Below are 17,828 nucleotides of genomic sequence, written 5' to 3'. Positions count from 1 at the left end.
CTGGGCTTGGCGCCGTGCTTACCTGACTTGCTGTTGTTCTTTTAGGCAGTTAAGCAGCAACTGACGGATTTCTTCATGCTCCTCCGAATCGCCGCGCCATATGCAGTGCGACTGGTGTCGTGTCGTTGAATCGGTTAGGGGGAGAAAGCTCACATTGGAAAACCCGGCTTTGGCAAGTGATTGAGGAACCAGGGCAACGCCCATCGCATTGGCTACCAGGGCAAGAATGGTCAACCAGTGGGAGACTTCGTGACAAATATGGGGGTTAACATCGGCGTGGTGGAACAGGCCAATGATCCTGTCGTAATAGTGAGGGGCAAGGTCGCGTCCAAACAGGATGATGGGCTCATTGGCCAGTTCCTTGACCGCCAACTCGCGTCGGCCTGCCAGGTGGTGATGCGCTGGCAAGCAGCACAGGAAGGGTTCGTCCGACAGGATGACCGACTCGATTTCCTCGGGTAACGGCATCGAGTGGATGAAGCCGATATCGAGCTGCTCCTGCATCACTGCTTCTACTTGATCTGCCGAGTTGCGTTCGATCAATTGTATTTCGATGCCGGGATAGCGGGATTGCAGGCGTTTGAGCAGTTCTGGCAGGCCGCGAAAGAGCATGGCGGGTGTAAACCCGACGCGCACCAGGCCGGTGGTGCTTGAGGCAATGCGCTGCACCAGCGTTTGCGAGTCTTCTAGCTGCTCGAGAATCCGGCGTGCCTGGCGCTGGAAGGCTTCTCCGGCGGGCGTGAGGGTAACGCGTTTGCTATTGCGCAGCAGCAGCTTGACCTTTAGCTCCTCTTCCAGTTGACGCAGGCTGGCACTTAGCGGTGGTTGAGAGATATGCAGACGCTGTGCTGCTCTGCCGAAATGCAGCTCCTCCGAGAGCACTAGAAAGTAACGCAACTGTCGAAATGTCAGCGCCATTGGCTTCGTTCCTTATCGTTTCTTGTTCTTCAATCATACATAAAACTGAATCAATGGATCCTAAAACAGTATTGGAGACGGCCTCCATACCGACCTAATGTGACGATAAAACATATAATAAGTCCAAGAGGTACGCCGTCGTGAATGAAATGATACACCGCAATATCCCCGATTCCTGGGGGCAGAACAGTTACCATAACGATCCCACCCTTTCCCAACTTCTGGATCTCTATTTGCCGGCGGCGCTACGTCAGCATCTGGAGCGCCACTTCAATGAGATGGGAGCCCTTGCTGGCGGTGAACTGGAAACGCTGGCTATCGAGGCTGACAAGCATCCACCTGAACTTGCCCTGCGCAGCCGAAATGGCGCCGAGCGTCAGCAGATCCTCAAACATCCAGCCTATCAACGCCTGGAAGCGTATGCCTATGGGCAGTTCGGGCTGGCGGCCATGTCGCACCGCGGTGGAGTGCTTGACTGGTCGGAACCCATGCCGCCGGTAGTGAAGTATGCGCTGACGTACCTGTTCGTGCAGGCAGAGTTTGGCCTTTGCTGCCCGCTTAGCATGACCGATGCACTGACTCGCACGTTGCGCAAGTTTGGCGACGAAGCGTTGGTGAACCGCTACCTGGAAGCGTTGACCTCACAGGATATGGATCTGGCCTATCAGGGAGCCATGTTCATGACCGAGCAGGATGCAGGCTCTGATGTAGGGGCGATTACTACGGAAGCGAGGCAGGAAGACGGCAAATGGCGCCTTTATGGCGACAAATGGTTCTGTTCTAACCCCGATGCCGCGTTGGCGATGGTGTTGGCGCGCCCCGAGCAGGGGGAGCGGGGCACTCGCGGTCTCACGCTGTTCCTGCTACCCCGGTATCTGGAAAATGGTGATCTTAACCATTACCGCATCGTACGCCTGAAAGACAAGCTGGGTACTCGCTCCATGGCGAGCGGTGAGATCCTGCTCGAAGGCGCCGAAGCTTATGTGGTGGGAGAGCCGGGGCAGGGCTTCAAACAGATGACAGACATGATCAACATGTCTCGTCTCTCGAACGGGGTGCGGTCGGCGGGGTTGATGCGGCGCTCACTCAACGAAGCTCTATTCATTGCCCGCCATCGTCAGGCGTTCGGTAGCCAGCTCATCGAGCTGCCGCTTATGCAGCGTCAGCTCAGCAAGATGATGCTCACTGCCGAGCAGGGGCGCACGATGGTTTTCCATACGGCCGAGTGCCTGCGGCGTGCCGATGCGGGGGATGCCCAGTCAGCCAAGCTATTGCGCATCCTGACGCCCATGATCAAGTTCCGTACCACGCGGGATGCACGCAAGGTGGCTGGGGATGGCATGGAAGTACGTGGAGGATGTGGCTACATCGAGGAGTGGTCGGATGCCCGCGTGCTGCGCGATGCCCACCTTGGCTCAATATGGGAAGGCACCAGCAATATCGTTGCCCTGGATGTTTTCCGGGCGATTCGGCGTGAACAGACCTTGCCGGTACTGGCTGACTACTTGCACCAGCAGTTGCAAGCGTCCGCCCTTGAGGAGCACGAGCGCCACCTGTTGCAGGTGCTCCTCGACAAGGCAGTGGCGAGCGCGAATGCACTGGCAGAGGATCCTGCCTGCGAGCACGACGCGCGGCGGATCGCCAGCGGTCTCTACCACATTACCTCCGCCATTCTTATGGCCTGGGAGGCGTCCAGGATCACGGGGGATAGGCGGCGACTGGCACTGGCCTGGCTGGTGGTATGCCACAAGTTACTACCCCTCGATCCGCTATCGGTCAGTCGAGCGTCACCGGAAGCGCTGGCGATGCTGCTCAGCGAAGCGCCGATGACCGACGAACAGGTCGTGGCGGTTGTGAATACCCAAGCACTGGCGCGTTCTCACGGGCTGGGGGTGGGTCATGGATAAGCCAAATGGCGCACTGAGCGGAATCAGGGTGATTGATCTTAGCCGTGTGCTGGGAGGCCCGTACTGCACCCAGGTGCTGGGTGACTACGGTGCGGATGTGATCAAGATCGAGCCTCCCGGGGGTGATGAAACCCGCGGCTGGGGGCCTCCTTTCGAAGGCGATGCAGCTTCCTATTTCCACGGCTTGAACCGCAGCAAGCGCGGGATGGCGCTGGATCTTCGTCATCCTGACGGCAAGGCACTGTTACTGCAGTTGCTGGAGGGCGCCGATGTGCTGGTGGAAAACTTCAAGCCGGGAACCCTGGAGAAGTGGGGGTTGAGCTATGACATTCTCAGCGCGCACTTTCCCTGCCTGATCCAGTGTCGAATCAGTGGGTTTGGTGCTGATGGTCCGATGGGCGGTTTGCCTGGCTATGACGCCATCATCCAGGCAATGGCGGGGCTGATGAGTGTCAACGGTGAGAAACAGGGGGAGCCACTGCGAGTGGGGCTGCCCATTGTCGATATCGTGACCGGCCTCAATGCCGTCATCGGTATCACCTTGGCTCTCCATGAGCGTACGTGCAGCGGGCGTGGGCAGTTTGTCGAGACAGCACTGTTCGACTCCGGGCTGTCCTTGATGCACCCCCACTTTCCCAACGTGTTCTACGGTGGGCCGCCGCCGGGCCGCACGGGAAATGAGCATCCCAACATTGCCCCTTATGAGGTCTACCGGACGGCGACACAGCCGATTTTTCTGGCGGTTGGCAATAATGTGCAGTTCGCGCGCTTATGCGAGTTGCTCGAATGCCACGACGTTAGCCAGGATGAACGCTTTGCAACCAATGGTGCCCGCCTGGGTAACCGCGATGCACTGCGTGATGTGCTGGAGAGTGCCATGGCCAGGTGGGAAGGCGATAAGCTTGCCGACCGGTTGATGCGTATCGGCGTTCCCTGCGGGCCCGTACTCGATACCACGCAAGCGCTGGCGCATCCGCATACCCAGCACCGCGATATGATCGTCAATATAGGCCATTACAAGGGCACTGGCTCGCCGATCAAGCTGGCTCGTACGCCCTCGCGCTATGAAACCCCACCGCCACGCTTTGCCGAACATACCGACGCAATCCTTCATGAAGCAGGATTGACCGTGCAACAAATAGAGCACCTGAGAGCGAAAGGCGTGCTGCCAGATATGCCGGTGGCATGAAGCCTTTTGCACAACACGCTGTACACCATTGCCCAATCCTAAGGGCTGAAAAAGAAACACAATTAACGTTACGCCAATAACAACACAATATGAGAGCAAACCCATGAAACGCACGCACCTGGCCACTGGCCTTATCTCCACCGTTTTTGCCGTTCTAGCCAATACGGCATCGGCCGCAGAGCTTCCCAGCACCATGACATGGACCGCCTATGATGTGGGCTCGCAAGGACACTCGGAGGCCTCTGCTATCGCTGATGCCTTTGGCAAGACCTACAACACCCGCATCCGTATCCAGCCTGCAGGGTCAGCCATTGGGCGACTGCAGCCCCTGGTAAGTGGCCGGGCTGACTATGCCTACCTGGCCACGGAGTCCTTCTTTGCAACGGAAGGAATTTACGACTTCAGCGAGCGCCGCTGGGGGCCCCAAGACCTCAGAGCCGTTGCCGGAAGACCGTCTACCTTTGGTGTGCCATCGGCTGCCGACGCCAATATCCACACGCTCGAAGACTTGCGGGGGCAACGGGTTGCCTACGTGGCAGGCAACCCTTCGGTCAATGTGAAATGTGATGCGATCCTGGCCTTCGCAGGGCTGAGTCACGACGATGTGGAGGCGGTGATGTTCCCGACTCACGGCGCCGCCATGAGCTCGCTGGTCGAGGATCGGGCCGATGCCACCTGCACGACCACCACCGCCAGCCAGCTTTATGAGCTGGAAGAGTCGTCGCGTGGTATTCGCTGGGTGGATATTCCTGCCGATGATGAAGAGGGCTGGGCGCGCATGAACCAGGTGGCTCCCGTCTTCCAGTCATTCCGTGAAACCATTGGCGCCGGGCTAAGCGAAGAATCTCCCGCCAACATGCTTGCCTACCGTTACCCGATTATCGTGGCCATGGCTGATCGTGACGAAGAAGAGGTCTACCAGTTCATCAAGAGCCTGGATGAGAGTTATGACCTTTATCGTGACGCGACCGCTGCCATTCACCGCTGGGCAATCGAGGACTCCGGCGTGCCGCCTATCGATATACCTTTCCACCCTGGGGCTATCCGCTACATGCAAGAGAAAGGGCTATGGAGCGAGAAGATGCAGACATGGAACGATAACCGCCTCGCCCGCCTGGAAGCACTGAAGCAAGCTTGGGATAGCCTGCTGAACGCGGAGCCAGACCTCGAAGGGGATGCGCTTGCCGAACGTTGGGAAGCTCGCCGGCAAGAAGTGATTGGCGCGCTTTGACCACGGGGTGGATGTGTAACTGGGAGCGACATCATGAGCAATTCAAGTCAAGAGCGATTGGAAGGTTCGGCAAGGTGGATAGTGATGGGATTGGGGGCCGTTGGTCTGTTGATGACGATCAACCAAACCTTTGCCCTCAAGCTGTTGGGGTTCTATCCGATCGGTAATGCCTTCATCTACTATCTGATAGGGCTGTTCCTATCGGCGGCACTACTGATCTTTCCGGCTCGCAAGGCTGATACTGAACGCCTTCCCTGGTATGACTGGGTGCTGGCGGGGGCTGCTCTTGGCGGCGCCATCTACCTCGGCCTTAATGGCCTGCGCATGACCCAGCAAGGGTGGGAGTATTTCGCCCCGCTCGAAGCCACGCTGGTGGCAACGATGATGCTGCTACTGGTGCTGGAGGGCGTTCGTCGCTGTGGTGGCTGGGCGATTTTTGCCGTGGCACTGCTGTTTGGGCTCTATCCGCTCTATGCAGGCCACATGCCTGGTTTCCTGTGGAGTAACGGTTTTGGATGGGGGGAAACCATCCGAGCCCATGTCATGGGGGCGGAAAGCATTGTGGGCGTGCCGATGCAGGTCGTCGCCAACCTGATTATCGGCTTCGTCGTATTTGGGATTGCGCTAACCATCACCGGTGGCGGTGAGTTCTTTATGAATTTCGCCACTGCATTGATGGGCCGAAGCCGCGGCGGGCCCGCCAAGGTGGCCGTCGTTTCCAGTGCCTTCATGGGCAGCTTATCCGGTAGTGCGGTATCCAATATCCTGACCACAGGGACAATTACCATTCCTGCCATGAAGCGCAGTGGCTATTCACGCGAATATGCCGCTGCCGTAGAGGCGTGCGCCTCCACGGGCGGAACCTTGATGCCGCCCGTTATGGGGGCCGTTGCCTTCATCATGGCTTCCTTCCTAGGCGTCAGTTACGGTGAGGTAATGCTGGCGGCGTTGCTGCCTGCGGTGCTCTTCTACCTGGCCCTGCTGCTTCAGGTAGATAACTATGCTGCCCGCAAAGGCCTCATGGGCATGCCCGCCAAGGATATTCCCAGGGTGCGTGACACGCTGCTCTCTGGATGGCCGTACCTACTCAGTTTGGGCGTGCTGATCTACATGCTGCTTGTCATGCGTCTGGAAAGCCAGGCGCCTTACTATGCCACCCTGATATTGCTGGCGATTGCACTGGTACGCCGTCAGCAGCGGCTGCGTATCAGCCAACTGCTGGATTTTTTCTATCAGTTGGCACACGGGGTGGGGAGTCTGGTCGCCGTTTTGGCCGGTATCGGTTTGGTGGTCGGTGGGCTTTCCTATACGGGGGTTGCAGGAGCTTTCTCTCGCGAACTGCTGTTGTATGCAGGTGACAGCATTCCCCTGATGCTGGCGGCGGGTGCGATTACCAGCTTTATCCTCGGGATGGGAATGACGGTCAGCGCATGCTACATATTCCTGTCGATCCTGCTTGCGCCAGCGCTGGTGGGTGCTGGTCTCAATCCTCTTGCCAGCCATCTGTTCATTCTTTACTGGGGAATGCTCTCCTATATCACGCCACCCGTGGCGCTGGCCGCCATTACTGCGGCCGGTGTTGCGGGCGCCAACAGTACCCGAACGAGCCTGCATGCCGTGCGGTTGGGAGCCGTGCTGTTCGTACTGCCGTTCCTGTTTGTGCTCAACCCATCGCTGATTTTGCAGGGCCCCCTGTTGAGCGTGATGGCCTCCGCTTTTACAGCCATGACCGCGATCTGGTTGGTGGCAGCGGCGATGGAAGGATACCTTTATCGAATAGGTTTGGTGGGAGTGCGCATGCGTTGTGCACTGCTGATACCTGCCGCGCTGATGATCTACCCCGAATGGATCAGTGACCTGCTGGGCTTTCTAGTGCTTGCATTGTGCTATCTGATGGCGGTGCTGCACACCACGAAACGCGCAGATATTACGAAGTGCTCTACCTAGGTGAAGCTGTTTTATACACCCACGGCGTTCGGCAGCAGAGCCTGTCGAGCGCCGTCATGCTTACTCTGCATTCCGCAACGCTTTCCCCAGCCTGCCAAAGTAGTCGCTGAACGCTGCATTGATCTGTTCCCGCTGTGCGCCCCGTGGGTAAAGACCTCTTTCCGCTTCAGGAGAGGCCTTGGTGCCTTTGACCAGGAAGTGATTGGTGATGGCCGCATCTTGCACAAACCCTTCAAAGGCGCGTGCGCAGAGCTCTTCGGGTTTACTGTAATAGAGCTGTCCAAGTTTTTTATCCACCTGCACCGAGTGCTGAAACAGCTCGCTAGGCTGATCGCCTGCTGGCTGCAGCAGAATAGCTTTGAAGCAGTCCATCAATAATTGATTCAGAGGGTGTGCAATGGGCGTTGCATCAGCTAGCCAAGCGGTAGAGGCGAACATACCGACGGGTGTGCCGCGAAAACACTTGCTGACGATGTAGTGATCAAAAGCATGAAACCACTCGTGGGCAATGCTGCCGGGGCCAGCGTTTTTAGCCAGCGCAAAACTGCGTTGGCTGGGGTCATAGTGGGCAGAAACACCCGGTCGACCACCGCTGCCGTACTGCAGCGCGATTGAGCCGCGTAGGGAAATCAACGCCTCTGTTCCCTGTAAAATCAACATAAGATCGCACAGTGCATCATGAAACAGCTCCGCGGCACGGTCGCGCTCAGCGTTGGTTACCCAGCGTCCAATCTCAATGGAGCGAAAATCAAACTGACGCCGGATCAGGGCAAAACTGCTGGCTTGCCCCTGGCGATGGTCAGGACCACTGCGATAAAAATCCCGCGCTTCGATGTTCACTTGTCGTTTCTCCTTGCATTCCGCCATCCAGACCCCCACTAACTAACCGTAACGCATTTTAATTGCCTCATTTTCCACCGTCAGGAGAGAGATATGAGCAAGCGTATTTTAGTAGTACTAACGTCTCACGATCAGTTGGGCGATACCGGTAATAAAACCGGTTTTTGGCTCGAAGAGCTGGCAGCCCCTTATTATGTCTTTAAAGACGCGGGTGCTGAAGTAACGTTGGCATCGCCCAAGGGTGGGCAGCCGCCGCTTGACCCCAAAAGCGACGCAGACGATAGCCAAACCGATGAAACGCGCCGCTTTAAGCAAGATGAAAAAGCTAACGCGGAGCTTGCCGCTACCCATCGCTTGAGCGACATGAAGGCTGATGATTTCGATGCGGTATTCTACCCTGGGGGCCACGGCCCGCTATGGGATCTCGTTGACGACGCGGACTCGATTCGCTTGATCGAAACCTTTATCGCCCAAGGCAAGCCGGTTACCTCGGTTTGTCACGCGCCGATAGTGTTGGTAAATGCTAAAGACAGCGCAGGTGAACCGCTGGTAAAAGGCCGCCAGGTAACAGGCTTCACCAACGGCGAAGAAGAGGCCGTTGGCTTGACCAATATCGTGCCGCATCTCGTTGAAGATGCCTTGCAAAAGTGCGGCGGGATTTATAGTAAAGCGGATGATTTCACTCCTTACGTACGTGAGGATGGCCAACTGATCACCGGGCAAAACCCTCCTTCCTCAGCGCTCACGGCTGAAACGCTAATGGCGTGGCTGGCGAAATAACCCTCCGGTATTAATACCGGGTTTGGTGACGACGGCGAGGCTCTCCTCGCCGTTTGTATTTTTGGGTGCCGATTAGATTCTGACTATGCTTATAGGGAGATAGGTTATTTATTTTTAAGTAGCTATGTGCTCAACAGCGCAGTTCTCAGCAGCGCAACAAGGAGGCGACTAACATGGAGACAGCACGCGTCTATCGGATGAAAACAGCGGAACATCTCTGCCCATTCGGTATGAAAACAGTCGATTTGTTAAAACGCAAAGGCTATCAGGTCGATGACCATCCGCTTACATCCCGAGATGAAATTGAAGCGTTCAAGGCCCAGGAGAATGTCGATACCACTCCGCAAACCTATATCGGTGATAAACGTATTGGCGGCTATGAAGAGGTGCGTGAGCATTTAGGCATGAGCGTGCCGAGTGCAAAAGAGACTTCCTATCGGCCGGTGATCGCGATTTTTGTGATCGCTTTGCTCATAGGTCTGGCGGTTAGTTGGGTTGCCAATGGCACCTTAGTGGCGGCACGAATGCCTGAGTATGTGGTGGCCACGGCCATGGTGCTGCTGGGTTTGCAGAAGCTGCAGGATGTAGAGAGTTTTAGCTCGATGTTCCTTAACTACGACTTACTGGCTCAGCGCTATGTCCCTTACAGCTATGTGTACCCCTACGCAGAAACCCTGGCAGGGATACTAATGCTGGCCGGTGCCATGCTTTGGCTGGCAGCACCGCTGGCGCTGTTTATCGGCACGGTGGGCGCGGTGTCGGTTTTTAAAGCCGTATATGTGGATAAGCGTGAGCTGAAATGCGCTTGCGTTGGCGGAAGCAGCAATGTGCCACTAGGGTTTGTATCGCTGACAGAAAATATCGCCATGGTGCTGATGGGGCTATGGATGCCGCTGAAAATGTTGCTATAACAATCGTCGTCAAAAACTTGCTTGGTTAAAATGCTATTTAAAATCCAAAAATCCGTTAAAAAACAATTTATTTGCCGCTACATATCACAGGTTAGATAAACCCGCTGTTATAAAGCGCACTGTGTGCACACAGCGAAGGGAACTCGCGATAGGGAAGAACAAGCAAGGATTGCTTGTGTAGCACAAGGATGCACAAACAGGATGTTTGTGGTGCAAGATCAGGGAAGAACAGATGAAAACCCGGCCAAGGAGTGGCCGGGTTTTTTTCCCTCGACATAAATAACAAGTTAATTAAGCTCTTATGACGTTTTTATTAACAATGCATTGCTTGTGATAATAAAAGGACAGTGGTGATGAAATAAGCCTTTTTATAACAAGCGCTAAAGTTAGCAAGTGCTTACTTTAGCAAGCGTAGTGATAATAAAGCGAGCTTAATTCACTCAAGGGTATTTCAACCGCTGTTTGACAGTTCAGGCAGCGTACGGTGGTACTGTCTTTACCGGTGCCTTCTAAACGGAAGCGGTTCAAAAACGGGTCTTTGGGTGACTCTGAGTTACCACAATGACGACAGATGACATCCAGCCCGTTGACTTTGCTGCTAATAATAATGTCTCGCACGCTGACCTCCTACCATTAGGTTAGATGATGGTTCAGGCGTGGTAACGTCCGTGTAGAGTAGCATCGTTGCCGATACTTTTAATAGTATAGCGCTGCAAGGCATATGTGCCATATAAAAAAGCGTGCTTTAAATAGGTGCAGTTAATCTGAATAAAAAAAGATAAATTTTTTCCGATTTAATAACATAGGTTAGATAAATAGAGTGTTTTAAGGTTCACTGTGAGTACACAGCATAAGGAAGTGGCAACAGGGAAGATAAAGCTAGGGAAGCTTACGCTCATGGATGCACAAACAGGATGTTTGTGAAGACGAATCAAGGAAGGTTTGACAAAGCCCCAGCCAGGGAGTGGCCGGGGCTTCTTTTTTTATACGCTTGTTTTATTTCTTCGCTTTTTTCTTACTTTTCTTACTGTCGTTGCCATGGCTAACTGTTTTGCCTTCGCTGCTACTCTCGTCTTTGCTGTCTTCCTCCTCTCTGTCAGGCTTGGCGCCGCCTTGATGGGTGAGCGGGCTCGCTTGGTCTAAGCGCGGGTGGTTATCCAGGAATTCACGCTGTAGGTCAGGCATGGCATCCAAGGCTTGCAGGGTATGGGTGAGGGCGTGAATAGCCGCCAGCACATCCTGGGTATGGCCTGTTTCTGAGATGGTGTGCATGTTGCGGATAGGGAAGCCAATCGAGGTAGCGGCACTGTCAATAGATGCCAGTACGCCTGCCATGCCATCGGTACCCGTATCCACACCGACAATATCGCGCTGTAGCGGAATGTCCTGCTCTTTAGCGGCGGTGGCGATAATCCGATTGAGCTGTTCACTGGCAATCGAGCCCACCGCCATGGTGAAGCCTTTGCCCATCTCTAACGGCTGCATGCGCTTGTCGCCGATGCCAGGAGCAGCTACATAGTCGTGATTTACATCGACGCCAATCAACGCATCCGGCTTCATTTCGCCCGCCATCACGCGGCTACCGAAACGGCCAATCTCTTCGTAGCTGGCAATCGCAAACAGCACGCGCACATTTTTCGTGCCCCCTGCTTCGGCGATCAAACGTGCCACTTCGGCGGTCACAAAGCAGCCTAGGCCGTTATCCAGGTAAGCGCCGTAGAACGTATTAGGACTAAAGCCTGGGCGGATAGGGCGGTCGAAAATAATCGAATCGCCAGGGCGTACACCCAGGTTCAGCACCTGTTGCTTTTTATTCTCACCGTGGATCTGTAGATCCAGGTAGATCTGCTCTTTTTTCAGCCCTTTGCTGCCATCGCGCTGGGCAGGATCGGAGAAGTGAATCGCGCCCAGTGCTTCTACCGTGCCGCCTTCAATGCAGCGGTAGCTGCCGGGGGCGTCCGGGTCTTCGCTAAACAGCTTCACCTCATGGCCGATAAGCACGGTGGGCAGGAAGGAGTCCGTGTTGATCCAGATCTTGCCGTCCTCACCAATCGAGCGCACCTGCATGCGGATTTTATCCGCATGGCCGATCAGCATGACCTTGAACATGTCGTCACGGCCAGGGTGAGTGTCCAGAACCACGCCCGCGTTGCCCTTGAACTGGTGAAGGTGCCAGCTTTTAGGTGCAAAGCTCTCAAAATGCGGTTTGAGCACGCCGTAAGTCATGGCGGCTTCCAGACCGACGGGGCTGGGGGCGGCAAGAATATCGCGCATCAGTTTGAACTGCGCGTCGGGCATTGGCTGTGTCCAGGGTTTTGCAGTATCGCTCATCGTTGTCGCTCACTCATTTTTAGGTGGATGTTAATCACCTCTAGTCTGCCAGATTCCCGCACGGTGTGTAGAGAAAGCCGCTTATACATGGTGATGAATTAGCTCGCGCAGGGCGCTGGTGGCGGCGGAAGGAGGGTGACGGCGGCTCAATATAATGCCCAGCTCACGGCGAATGGTTGGCTCGACCAGCGGGCGGTACTCAATCCCATCGGCGGCAATTTGACGAAAACTGAGCGAGGGCAGCACGCTAATGCCTAATCCCGCAGCTACCATGCGGCCTACCGTGGCGATCTGGCGCGCATCGCATAAAATATCCAGCCGCTCTCCCACGCTCTGCATAATACGGTCAATATCCTGGCGTGAGCTGGAAAGGCGATTAATGCCAATAAACGGATACTCAGCCAGCTGTCTCCAGGCCACTGTCGATTGTGCCAGCAGCGGGTGCCCGCTGGGGCAAACGGCCACATAGCTATCTTCGAGGACGGGCTCAAACGTCAGGTCATCTGCATCGCTTGGCGGCACTGAAAGCCCCAGGTCAGCGCGGCCTTCGCGCACCATCTGATTGATCTGTTCGGCCAACACGTCGTGCAGGCTGAGGTTGATGCGCGGATAGGCCTCATGGAAACGCTTAATAACTCGAGGAAACAGACCCGCTGCGAGGGTGGGCAGGGCGGCGATCGTCACCTTGCCACGCTGTTTTGAAAACTGGTCGTTAAGATCCTCAAAAGCTTCATTCCAATCATTCAATAGCCGCACGGCAACCGGCAGAAAGGCTTCGCCTTCCGGTGTGAGGGCAAGCTGGCGAGTAGTGCGGGCAAACAGCGCGCCGCCCACACTTTCCTCAAGTTTGCGTAACGCGATGGAGATCGCCGGTTGGGAAAGGTGTATCCGCTCGCTGGCCTCTGCAAGGCTGCGGGAATGGGCGACGGCTACAAAAACACGCAACTGCTGGATGCTTGGATTCATTTAGAAAGTAAAACATAAATTAAAAACTATTCAATATACAAAATTAAACCGGAGCACCATGCTTGGCTTACGTGACTCGATTCGTCGCGATCACCGTTTTACATAAAAAACCGCTCTACAATAACAATAGCTCGCCTAGCGAGCTTCGGAGACACGATGAAAACGCTACTTACTGCCATGGTGGCCAGCGCCACGGTGCTGGCCGCTGCTACCCTTCACGCTGACGAGCGCCTGTTGATCGGCTCTACCTCAAGCTCCTCCAGCCACTACAGCTACTTTGTCGCGGTTAACCAGATTATTAATAACCAAGTCGAAGGAATCAGTTCTTCGGTTGCCGAAACCGGCGCCACGGTGGATAACCTGCGCCGTTTAGGCCGCAACCAAATCGATATGGGCCTGGTGACCACCAATACGGGTTATCACGCTTACGCGGGCGAGGAGGATTTTGAAGGCCGCCCCGTCGATAATCGCCTGCTCTGGGTCTACACCGTGGCACCGCAGAATGCCGTAATGCGCCAGGATGCCGAGGTGGAAACCTTCGCTGACTTAAACGGTGTGCGCTTCAATCCAGGCATTACGGGGTCAGCCACTGAGAAAACCACCGAAGCGGTAATGCGCGCACTCGGCATCGAGCCGGATTATGTACGTGGATCCACCACCGACATGGTTGACGCCATGAAAGATGGTCGCGTGATGGGATCGGTTAAGTCAGGTGTCGGGGAACGCCTGGATGGCTCCTCCATGGACATCGCCACTTTCACACCGATAAGCGTGCTGTCGCTCGACCAAGAACAGGCCGACACACTGCGCAGCGAAATGCCCGATGTGGCGATTGTCGATGTACCTGAAGGGGCTGCAGAGGGAATTCCTGCCTACACCACTTGGGCCTTTGGTGTGGCCGTGCACGCCCATCCGGATATGGATGAAGAAACCGCCTATCAAATCGTCAAAGCCGTGATGGAAAACCCGGAGCCGCAGGTTAACGCCTTTGCGGCCATGCAGGACGCGGATATGGCGAAGATGACGTTGGAGGTTGGCACTGTGCCACTTCACGCCGGTGCTGCACGTTATTTCGAAGAGCAGGGGTACGACATCCCCGATGCCTTGCAGCCTGTTCAGTAAGGCCAATCGGAGAAGATGATCATGCGCGAGACAGTCACCAAAGGCTTGGCGCTCCTGCTGGGTGGGCTAATCCTTTATACCTCCGCCACTGGGCCGTTCGAGAGTTTGATTCAGCGGAGCATCTTTCTCGCGCTGGTCATCCTGCTAGGGCTTGCCGTATACCCGTTAGGGCAAGGCAAGCGCTGGCGCCCGCTGGGCATCGCTATTGATGCGGTGCTGGCAGTGGGCGTGGTAGTTGCCTGCAGCTATGTGGCGCTTAACTACGAACAAATTCTGGTCGAACTCCCCTGGGCAACACCTCGGGATATGCTGCTGACCGGCGTACTGCTAGTGGCTATTCTAGAGTTGTCACGCCGTGCCATCGGCGTGATCTTTCCACTGCTGGTGTTAGTGGGATTAGCCTACGCGTGGTTTGGGGCCGCCATTCCAGGGCCGCTTGGCCACCGCGGCTTTGATCTTTACTACATGACCGAAACCATCTACCTCGGTGACTTGGGCGTGTGGGGCATGCTGGTGGGCGTCGCTGCGACGACCATTGCTGCCTTCGTACTGTTCGGCTGTTTGCTGCTACATACCGGAGGCGGCAATACCTTTATGGATCTGGCGTTGCGTATTAGCGGCCGCTCGCCGGGCGGTGCTGCCAAAGTGGCCACGGTGGCCTCCGGGCTGTTTGGCATGGTCAGCGGTAGCGCGGTGGCTAATGTCGCCACCACGGGCAATTTCACCATTCCCATGATGAAGCGCTTGAACTACCCACGCCCCTTCGCGGCTGGGGTAGAAGCGGTGGCCTCGACCGGCGGCCAAATCGCACCGCCGATCCTTGGTGCTGCGGCATTTATCATGGCGGAAATTCTCGGTGAGAGTTACCTGCGTATCGCCTTAGCGGCCTTGCTGCCCGCGATCCTTTTCTACCTGGGGGTGTTTGTCACTATTCACTTGGTCGCCAAGCGCCGCCAACTGCAGGTAGTGCCTGACGATGAGCTGCCAAGCTGGTCAGACGTGATACGCCCTGAACGTATTATTCCCATTCTGGCTGCATTAGGCGGGCTGTTTTACGGCGTGCTTAGCGGCCGCTCGATTCAAATGTCGGCGTTCTACGGCATCTTAATGACCGTGCTAACGTTCGTGCCTTTTGCGCTCATGGCTAAGATGCCGCTGCGCGAGATCCTCGGCAAGCTGGTGGCAGGCTTAGTCGATGCAGGTAAAGGCATGGTGATTATCGGCGTGCTGCTGGCCGGGGCGCAGATTCTGGTGGCGATGATCGGTATGACCGGCATCGGTGTGACCTTAGCCAGCTTGATCGTCACGGTGGGCGGCGAATCGCTGTTCCTGGTCGCCTTTATCGTCGGCGGCGTGTGTCTGATTTTGGGCATGGGGATTCCGACCACGGCAGCGTATGTGCTGGTGGCATCAGTACTGGCGCCAGCGCTCACCACCATCGGTGTTGAGCCGCTGATTGCCCACCTGTTCGTTTTCTACTTCGCCACCCTGTCAGTGATTACACCGCCTGTCTGCATTGCGGTGTTCGTGGCCTCAGGCATTGCCGACACCAACTGGCTGCCTGCGGCGGTTGAATCAGTGCGCTTGGCGGCGGCTATCTATGTCATTCCCTTCCTACTGCTTATCTACCCGGCCTTGGCGGGGTTTGGTTCTGCCCTGGAGATCGTCCTGGCCAGCTGCCAAGGGGTCGTGTTTGTGATGGCGTTTGCCGCACTGATGTCCCGGGTAGCCATGACGGGTAAGCGCGTGGTCGATGTCTTGGGGCTGATCGCGGTGATTGGACTTGCGCTGACCCCCGGCTGGCTCACCACGCTGGCGGCGCTAGCCTTGATCATTGGGCTATTCATACGCCGCCGCTCGCTGCTGAGAGTCGAGCAGGAGCCTGTCGCGGGCGACCACCACTCTCTTCAGGCCAAGGAGACACAGCTATGAGCTTTTTATTAGGCAGTGGCGCAGGCTTTTCAGGTGACCGTACCGATGCGGCCGTGGCGGTGGTGGCAGAGTTGATCAAACGTCAGCAACCCTCTGCCCTGGTTTTTGAAACCCTGGGTGAACGGACATTAGCGGCAGCCCATCGCGCGATGCGTGATGATCCCGAAAGCGGGTTTGAACCGCTGTTAGACGAGCTGCTGGCGCCGGTGCTGCGCGACTGCCTGGATCACGATATTAAGATTTTAGGCAACTTTGGTGCGGCGAACCCCAGTGGTGCTTGTCAGATAATTGCTGACTTGGCGACACAGCTTGGGCGCGGGGATGTGCGCATTGCCCAGGTGCATGGTGACGATATCCGCCAGCAGCTACATAGCTTGGACTTACAGCGCTGGGAGGCCGAGCGGCTGGAGTTGCCAAGCGATGACTCCCTGATCTCAGCCAATGTCTACCTGGGTGCCAAGGCGCTGGCAGAGGCGTTAGCCATGCAGGCGAATGTAGTGGTTACAGGTCGTGTTGCCGACCCGGCGCTGTTTTTAGCGCCGCTGATGCACCACTTCGATTGGCGTTGGGACGACTGGGATCGCCTGGCTTGCGGGATGATGGCGGGGCATTTAGCAGAGTGTGGCGCCCAGGTGAGCGGCGGCTACTTTGCCGATCCGGGTTTTAAAGACGTGCCGGGGCTCGCCACGGTGGGCTACCCGATTATTGAAGTGGAGCAGGATGGCAGCCTTATTATTACCAAGCCTGCCAATACCGGTGGCTGTGTTACCGAGCAAACGGTGAAAGAACAGCTGCTTTACGAAGTGCATGACCCGGCGAATTACCTAACCCCGGATGTCACGGTGGATCTTTCCCACGCCGAGGTGCGTCAGTTGTCACCCAATCGCGTGGAGGTGACAGGAATTCGCGGCAAGCCTGCGCCTGAGCGGCTAAAAACCACCGTGTGCTATGAAGGCGGTTGGCAGGGCGAGGCGGAAATCTCCTATGCCGGCCCGAACGCCTTGGCACGAGCCCAGCTTGCAGCGCAGGTACTGCGTGAACGATTGGTGTTTCGAGCCCCTGCTGAGCTGCGTACCCGCTTGGATATCATTGGCTTGGCCAGCGTATTCGATAGCGATAGCGGTGAGCTGCAGCGTAGCGCTTCAGCGTCTGCCAGCGGCGATTATCGGCTGCGACTGGCGGCCGAGCACAGCGAGCGGCGCTGGGTAGCCCGCGCCACCCAGGAGCTATTGGCGCTTTATTGTGCCGGGCCCGCGGGTGGCGGTGGCGTGCGGCGCCAATTTCAAAGGCGAGTATTTACCGCCTCTTATTTGGTCAAACGTAGCGACGTTAATGCTCATGCCAGCCTGTTTGAATCGTCGCCGCTCGGCGAACGTAGGAGTGAACGTTATGCTGCAAGCTGACCACACGCAAACAACGGTGCGCCCGGATACCTCAGTCGCTCTTCATCAACTCGCCCATGCCCGCGCAGGTGATAAGGGGGAACGGCTAAACGTGGCACTGTTTGCCTATGACCCAGACCATTACACCACCCTGCTGGAGCAGGTAACCGAGGAGCGTGTGCTGGCGCTGTTTGCTCATCGTGGTGCCAGCCGAGTGCGGCGTTACCCTTTGCCTAATTTGGCGGGCATGAACTTCGTGATCGATGACGTGCTGCAGGGCGGCGTTAATGGCGCGCTCAACTTGGATGGGCATGGCAAGACGCTATCGTTTTTGCTGTTAAGCATGGAGGTTGATGCGAGCTAGGCCTTTTT

15 protein-coding genes are annotated in these 17,828 nt (G+C 56.3%); 10 read left to right on the top strand and 5 right to left on the bottom strand.

The features are described 5' to 3' along the window. Window positions 1-18: 18 nt before the first annotated feature. The gene (locus tag HZS52_RS21215; RefSeq protein ID WP_190373612.1) at window positions 19-918 is read right to left on the bottom strand and encodes a LysR family transcriptional regulator; all 900 of its coding nucleotides are present in this window, start codon (window positions 916-918) and stop codon (window positions 19-21) included. Window positions 919-1,067: 149 nt separating this feature from the next. On the opposite strand from HZS52_RS21215, the gene HZS52_RS21210 reads away from it, so the two are divergent. From HZS52_RS21210 to HZS52_RS21195, 4 genes are all read left to right on the top strand, one after another. After that, the gene (locus HZS52_RS21210; RefSeq protein WP_190374954.1) at window positions 1,068-2,825 is read left to right on the top strand and encodes an acyl-CoA dehydrogenase family protein; all 1,758 of its coding nucleotides are present in this window, start codon (window positions 1,068-1,070) and stop codon (window positions 2,823-2,825) included. After that, entirely contained in the window at window positions 2,818-4,014 is a 1,197-nt protein-coding gene (locus HZS52_RS21205) for a CaiB/BaiF CoA transferase family protein (protein ID WP_190373611.1), read from the top strand. Before HZS52_RS21210 ends, HZS52_RS21205 begins: the two co-directional genes overlap by 8 nt. Window positions 4,015-4,117: 103 nt before the next feature. Continuing rightward, window positions 4,118-5,245, top strand: coding sequence for a TAXI family TRAP transporter solute-binding subunit (locus HZS52_RS21200; RefSeq protein WP_027959636.1), 1,128 nt, complete (start codon window positions 4,118-4,120; stop codon window positions 5,243-5,245). A 33-nt stretch (window positions 5,246-5,278) separates the two neighbouring features. Further along, complete coding sequence (locus HZS52_RS21195) at window positions 5,279-7,192, top strand: TRAP transporter permease (RefSeq protein ID WP_223827987.1); 1,914 nt, start codon at window positions 5,279-5,281, stop codon at window positions 7,190-7,192. Between the two features lie 60 nt (window positions 7,193-7,252). Here HZS52_RS21195 and HZS52_RS21190 read toward each other — a convergent pair whose 3' ends face one another. Further along, complete coding sequence (locus HZS52_RS21190) at window positions 7,253-8,032, bottom strand: CLCA_X family protein (protein ID WP_190373610.1); 780 nt, start codon at window positions 8,030-8,032, stop codon at window positions 7,253-7,255. Window positions 8,033-8,125: 93 nt separating this feature from the next. On the opposite strand from HZS52_RS21190, the gene HZS52_RS21185 reads away from it, so the two are divergent. Then, entirely contained in the window at window positions 8,126-8,812 is a 687-nt protein-coding gene (locus tag HZS52_RS21185) for a type 1 glutamine amidotransferase domain-containing protein (protein ID WP_190373609.1), read from the top strand. A gap of 173 nt (window positions 8,813-8,985) precedes the next feature. Continuing rightward, complete coding sequence (locus tag HZS52_RS21180; RefSeq protein WP_190373608.1) at window positions 8,986-9,723, top strand: glutaredoxin; 738 nt, start codon at window positions 8,986-8,988, stop codon at window positions 9,721-9,723. 402 nt (window positions 9,724-10,125) lie between these two features. Here HZS52_RS21180 and HZS52_RS21175 read toward each other — a convergent pair whose 3' ends face one another. From HZS52_RS21175 to HZS52_RS21165, 3 genes are all read right to left on the bottom strand, one after another. Next, window positions 10,126-10,341, bottom strand: coding sequence for a hypothetical protein (locus tag HZS52_RS21175; protein WP_039860163.1), 216 nt, complete (start codon window positions 10,339-10,341; stop codon window positions 10,126-10,128). Between the two features lie 378 nt (window positions 10,342-10,719). Further along, a complete protein-coding gene (locus tag HZS52_RS21170; RefSeq protein ID WP_190373607.1) occupies window positions 10,720-12,054 on the bottom strand; it encodes a M20/M25/M40 family metallo-hydrolase in 1,335 nt (444 codons plus the stop codon). A gap of 81 nt (window positions 12,055-12,135) precedes the next feature. Beyond that, a complete protein-coding gene (locus tag HZS52_RS21165) occupies window positions 12,136-13,020 on the bottom strand; it encodes a LysR family transcriptional regulator (protein ID WP_190373606.1) in 885 nt (294 codons plus the stop codon). 156 nt (window positions 13,021-13,176) lie between these two features. Here HZS52_RS21165 and HZS52_RS21160 point away from each other — a divergent pair, with 156 nt between their 5' ends. Genes HZS52_RS21160 through HZS52_RS21145 form a run of 4 tightly spaced genes read left to right on the top strand, consistent with a single transcriptional unit; the run spans window position 13,177 to window position 17,820 of the window. Next, entirely contained in the window at window positions 13,177-14,142 is a 966-nt protein-coding gene (locus tag HZS52_RS21160; RefSeq protein ID WP_190373605.1) for a TAXI family TRAP transporter solute-binding subunit, read from the top strand. 21 nt (window positions 14,143-14,163) lie between these two features. Next, window positions 14,164-16,074, top strand: a complete 1,911-nt coding sequence (locus HZS52_RS21155; protein WP_223827986.1) for a TRAP transporter permease — start codon at window positions 14,164-14,166, stop codon at window positions 16,072-16,074. Next, window positions 16,071-17,477 (top strand): acyclic terpene utilization AtuA family protein, encoded by a 1,407-nt coding sequence (locus tag HZS52_RS21150; protein ID WP_190373603.1) that lies wholly within the window; start codon window positions 16,071-16,073, stop codon window positions 17,475-17,477. Before HZS52_RS21155 ends, HZS52_RS21150 begins: the two co-directional genes overlap by 4 nt. After that, window positions 17,464-17,820 (top strand): AtuA-related protein, encoded by a 357-nt coding sequence (locus HZS52_RS21145; RefSeq protein ID WP_022520381.1) that lies wholly within the window; start codon window positions 17,464-17,466, stop codon window positions 17,818-17,820. The genes HZS52_RS21150 and HZS52_RS21145 overlap by 14 nt, the downstream gene beginning before the upstream one ends. Window positions 17,821-17,828: the final 8 nt, after the last annotated feature.

Source organism: Vreelandella titanicae (assembly GCF_014697095.1).
Classification (GTDB): Bacteria; Pseudomonadota; Gammaproteobacteria; order Pseudomonadales; family Halomonadaceae; genus Vreelandella; species Vreelandella titanicae.
Note: the sequence above shows the minus strand (reverse complement) of the source record. Positions and strands in the feature narration are given on the sequence as shown.

Coding starts and splice junctions, on each gene's coding strand:
- HZS52_RS21170 (WP_190373607.1), bottom strand. CDS start 12,054: ATGAGCGATACTGCAAAACCCTGGACACAGCCAATGCCCGACGCGCAG.
- HZS52_RS21185 (WP_190373609.1), top strand. CDS start 8,126: ATGAGCAAGCGTATTTTAGTAGTACTAACGTCTCACGATCAGTTGGGC.
- HZS52_RS21160 (WP_190373605.1), top strand. CDS start 13,177: ATGAAAACGCTACTTACTGCCATGGTGGCCAGCGCCACGGTGCTGGCC.
- HZS52_RS21145 (WP_022520381.1), top strand. CDS start 17,464: ATGCTGCAAGCTGACCACACGCAAACAACGGTGCGCCCGGATACCTCA.
- HZS52_RS21205 (WP_190373611.1), top strand. CDS start 2,818: ATGGATAAGCCAAATGGCGCACTGAGCGGAATCAGGGTGATTGATCTT.
- HZS52_RS21150 (WP_190373603.1), top strand. CDS start 16,071: ATGAGCTTTTTATTAGGCAGTGGCGCAGGCTTTTCAGGTGACCGTACC.
- HZS52_RS21155 (WP_223827986.1), top strand. CDS start 14,164: ATGCGCGAGACAGTCACCAAAGGCTTGGCGCTCCTGCTGGGTGGGCTA.
- HZS52_RS21180 (WP_190373608.1), top strand. CDS start 8,986: ATGGAGACAGCACGCGTCTATCGGATGAAAACAGCGGAACATCTCTGC.
- HZS52_RS21195 (WP_223827987.1), top strand. CDS start 5,279: ATGAGCAATTCAAGTCAAGAGCGATTGGAAGGTTCGGCAAGGTGGATA.
- HZS52_RS21165 (WP_190373606.1), bottom strand. CDS start 13,020: ATGAATCCAAGCATCCAGCAGTTGCGTGTTTTTGTAGCCGTCGCCCAT.
- HZS52_RS21200 (WP_027959636.1), top strand. CDS start 4,118: ATGAAACGCACGCACCTGGCCACTGGCCTTATCTCCACCGTTTTTGCC.
- HZS52_RS21215 (WP_190373612.1), bottom strand. CDS start 918: ATGGCGCTGACATTTCGACAGTTGCGTTACTTTCTAGTGCTCTCGGAG.
- HZS52_RS21210 (WP_190374954.1), top strand. CDS start 1,068: ATGATACACCGCAATATCCCCGATTCCTGGGGGCAGAACAGTTACCAT.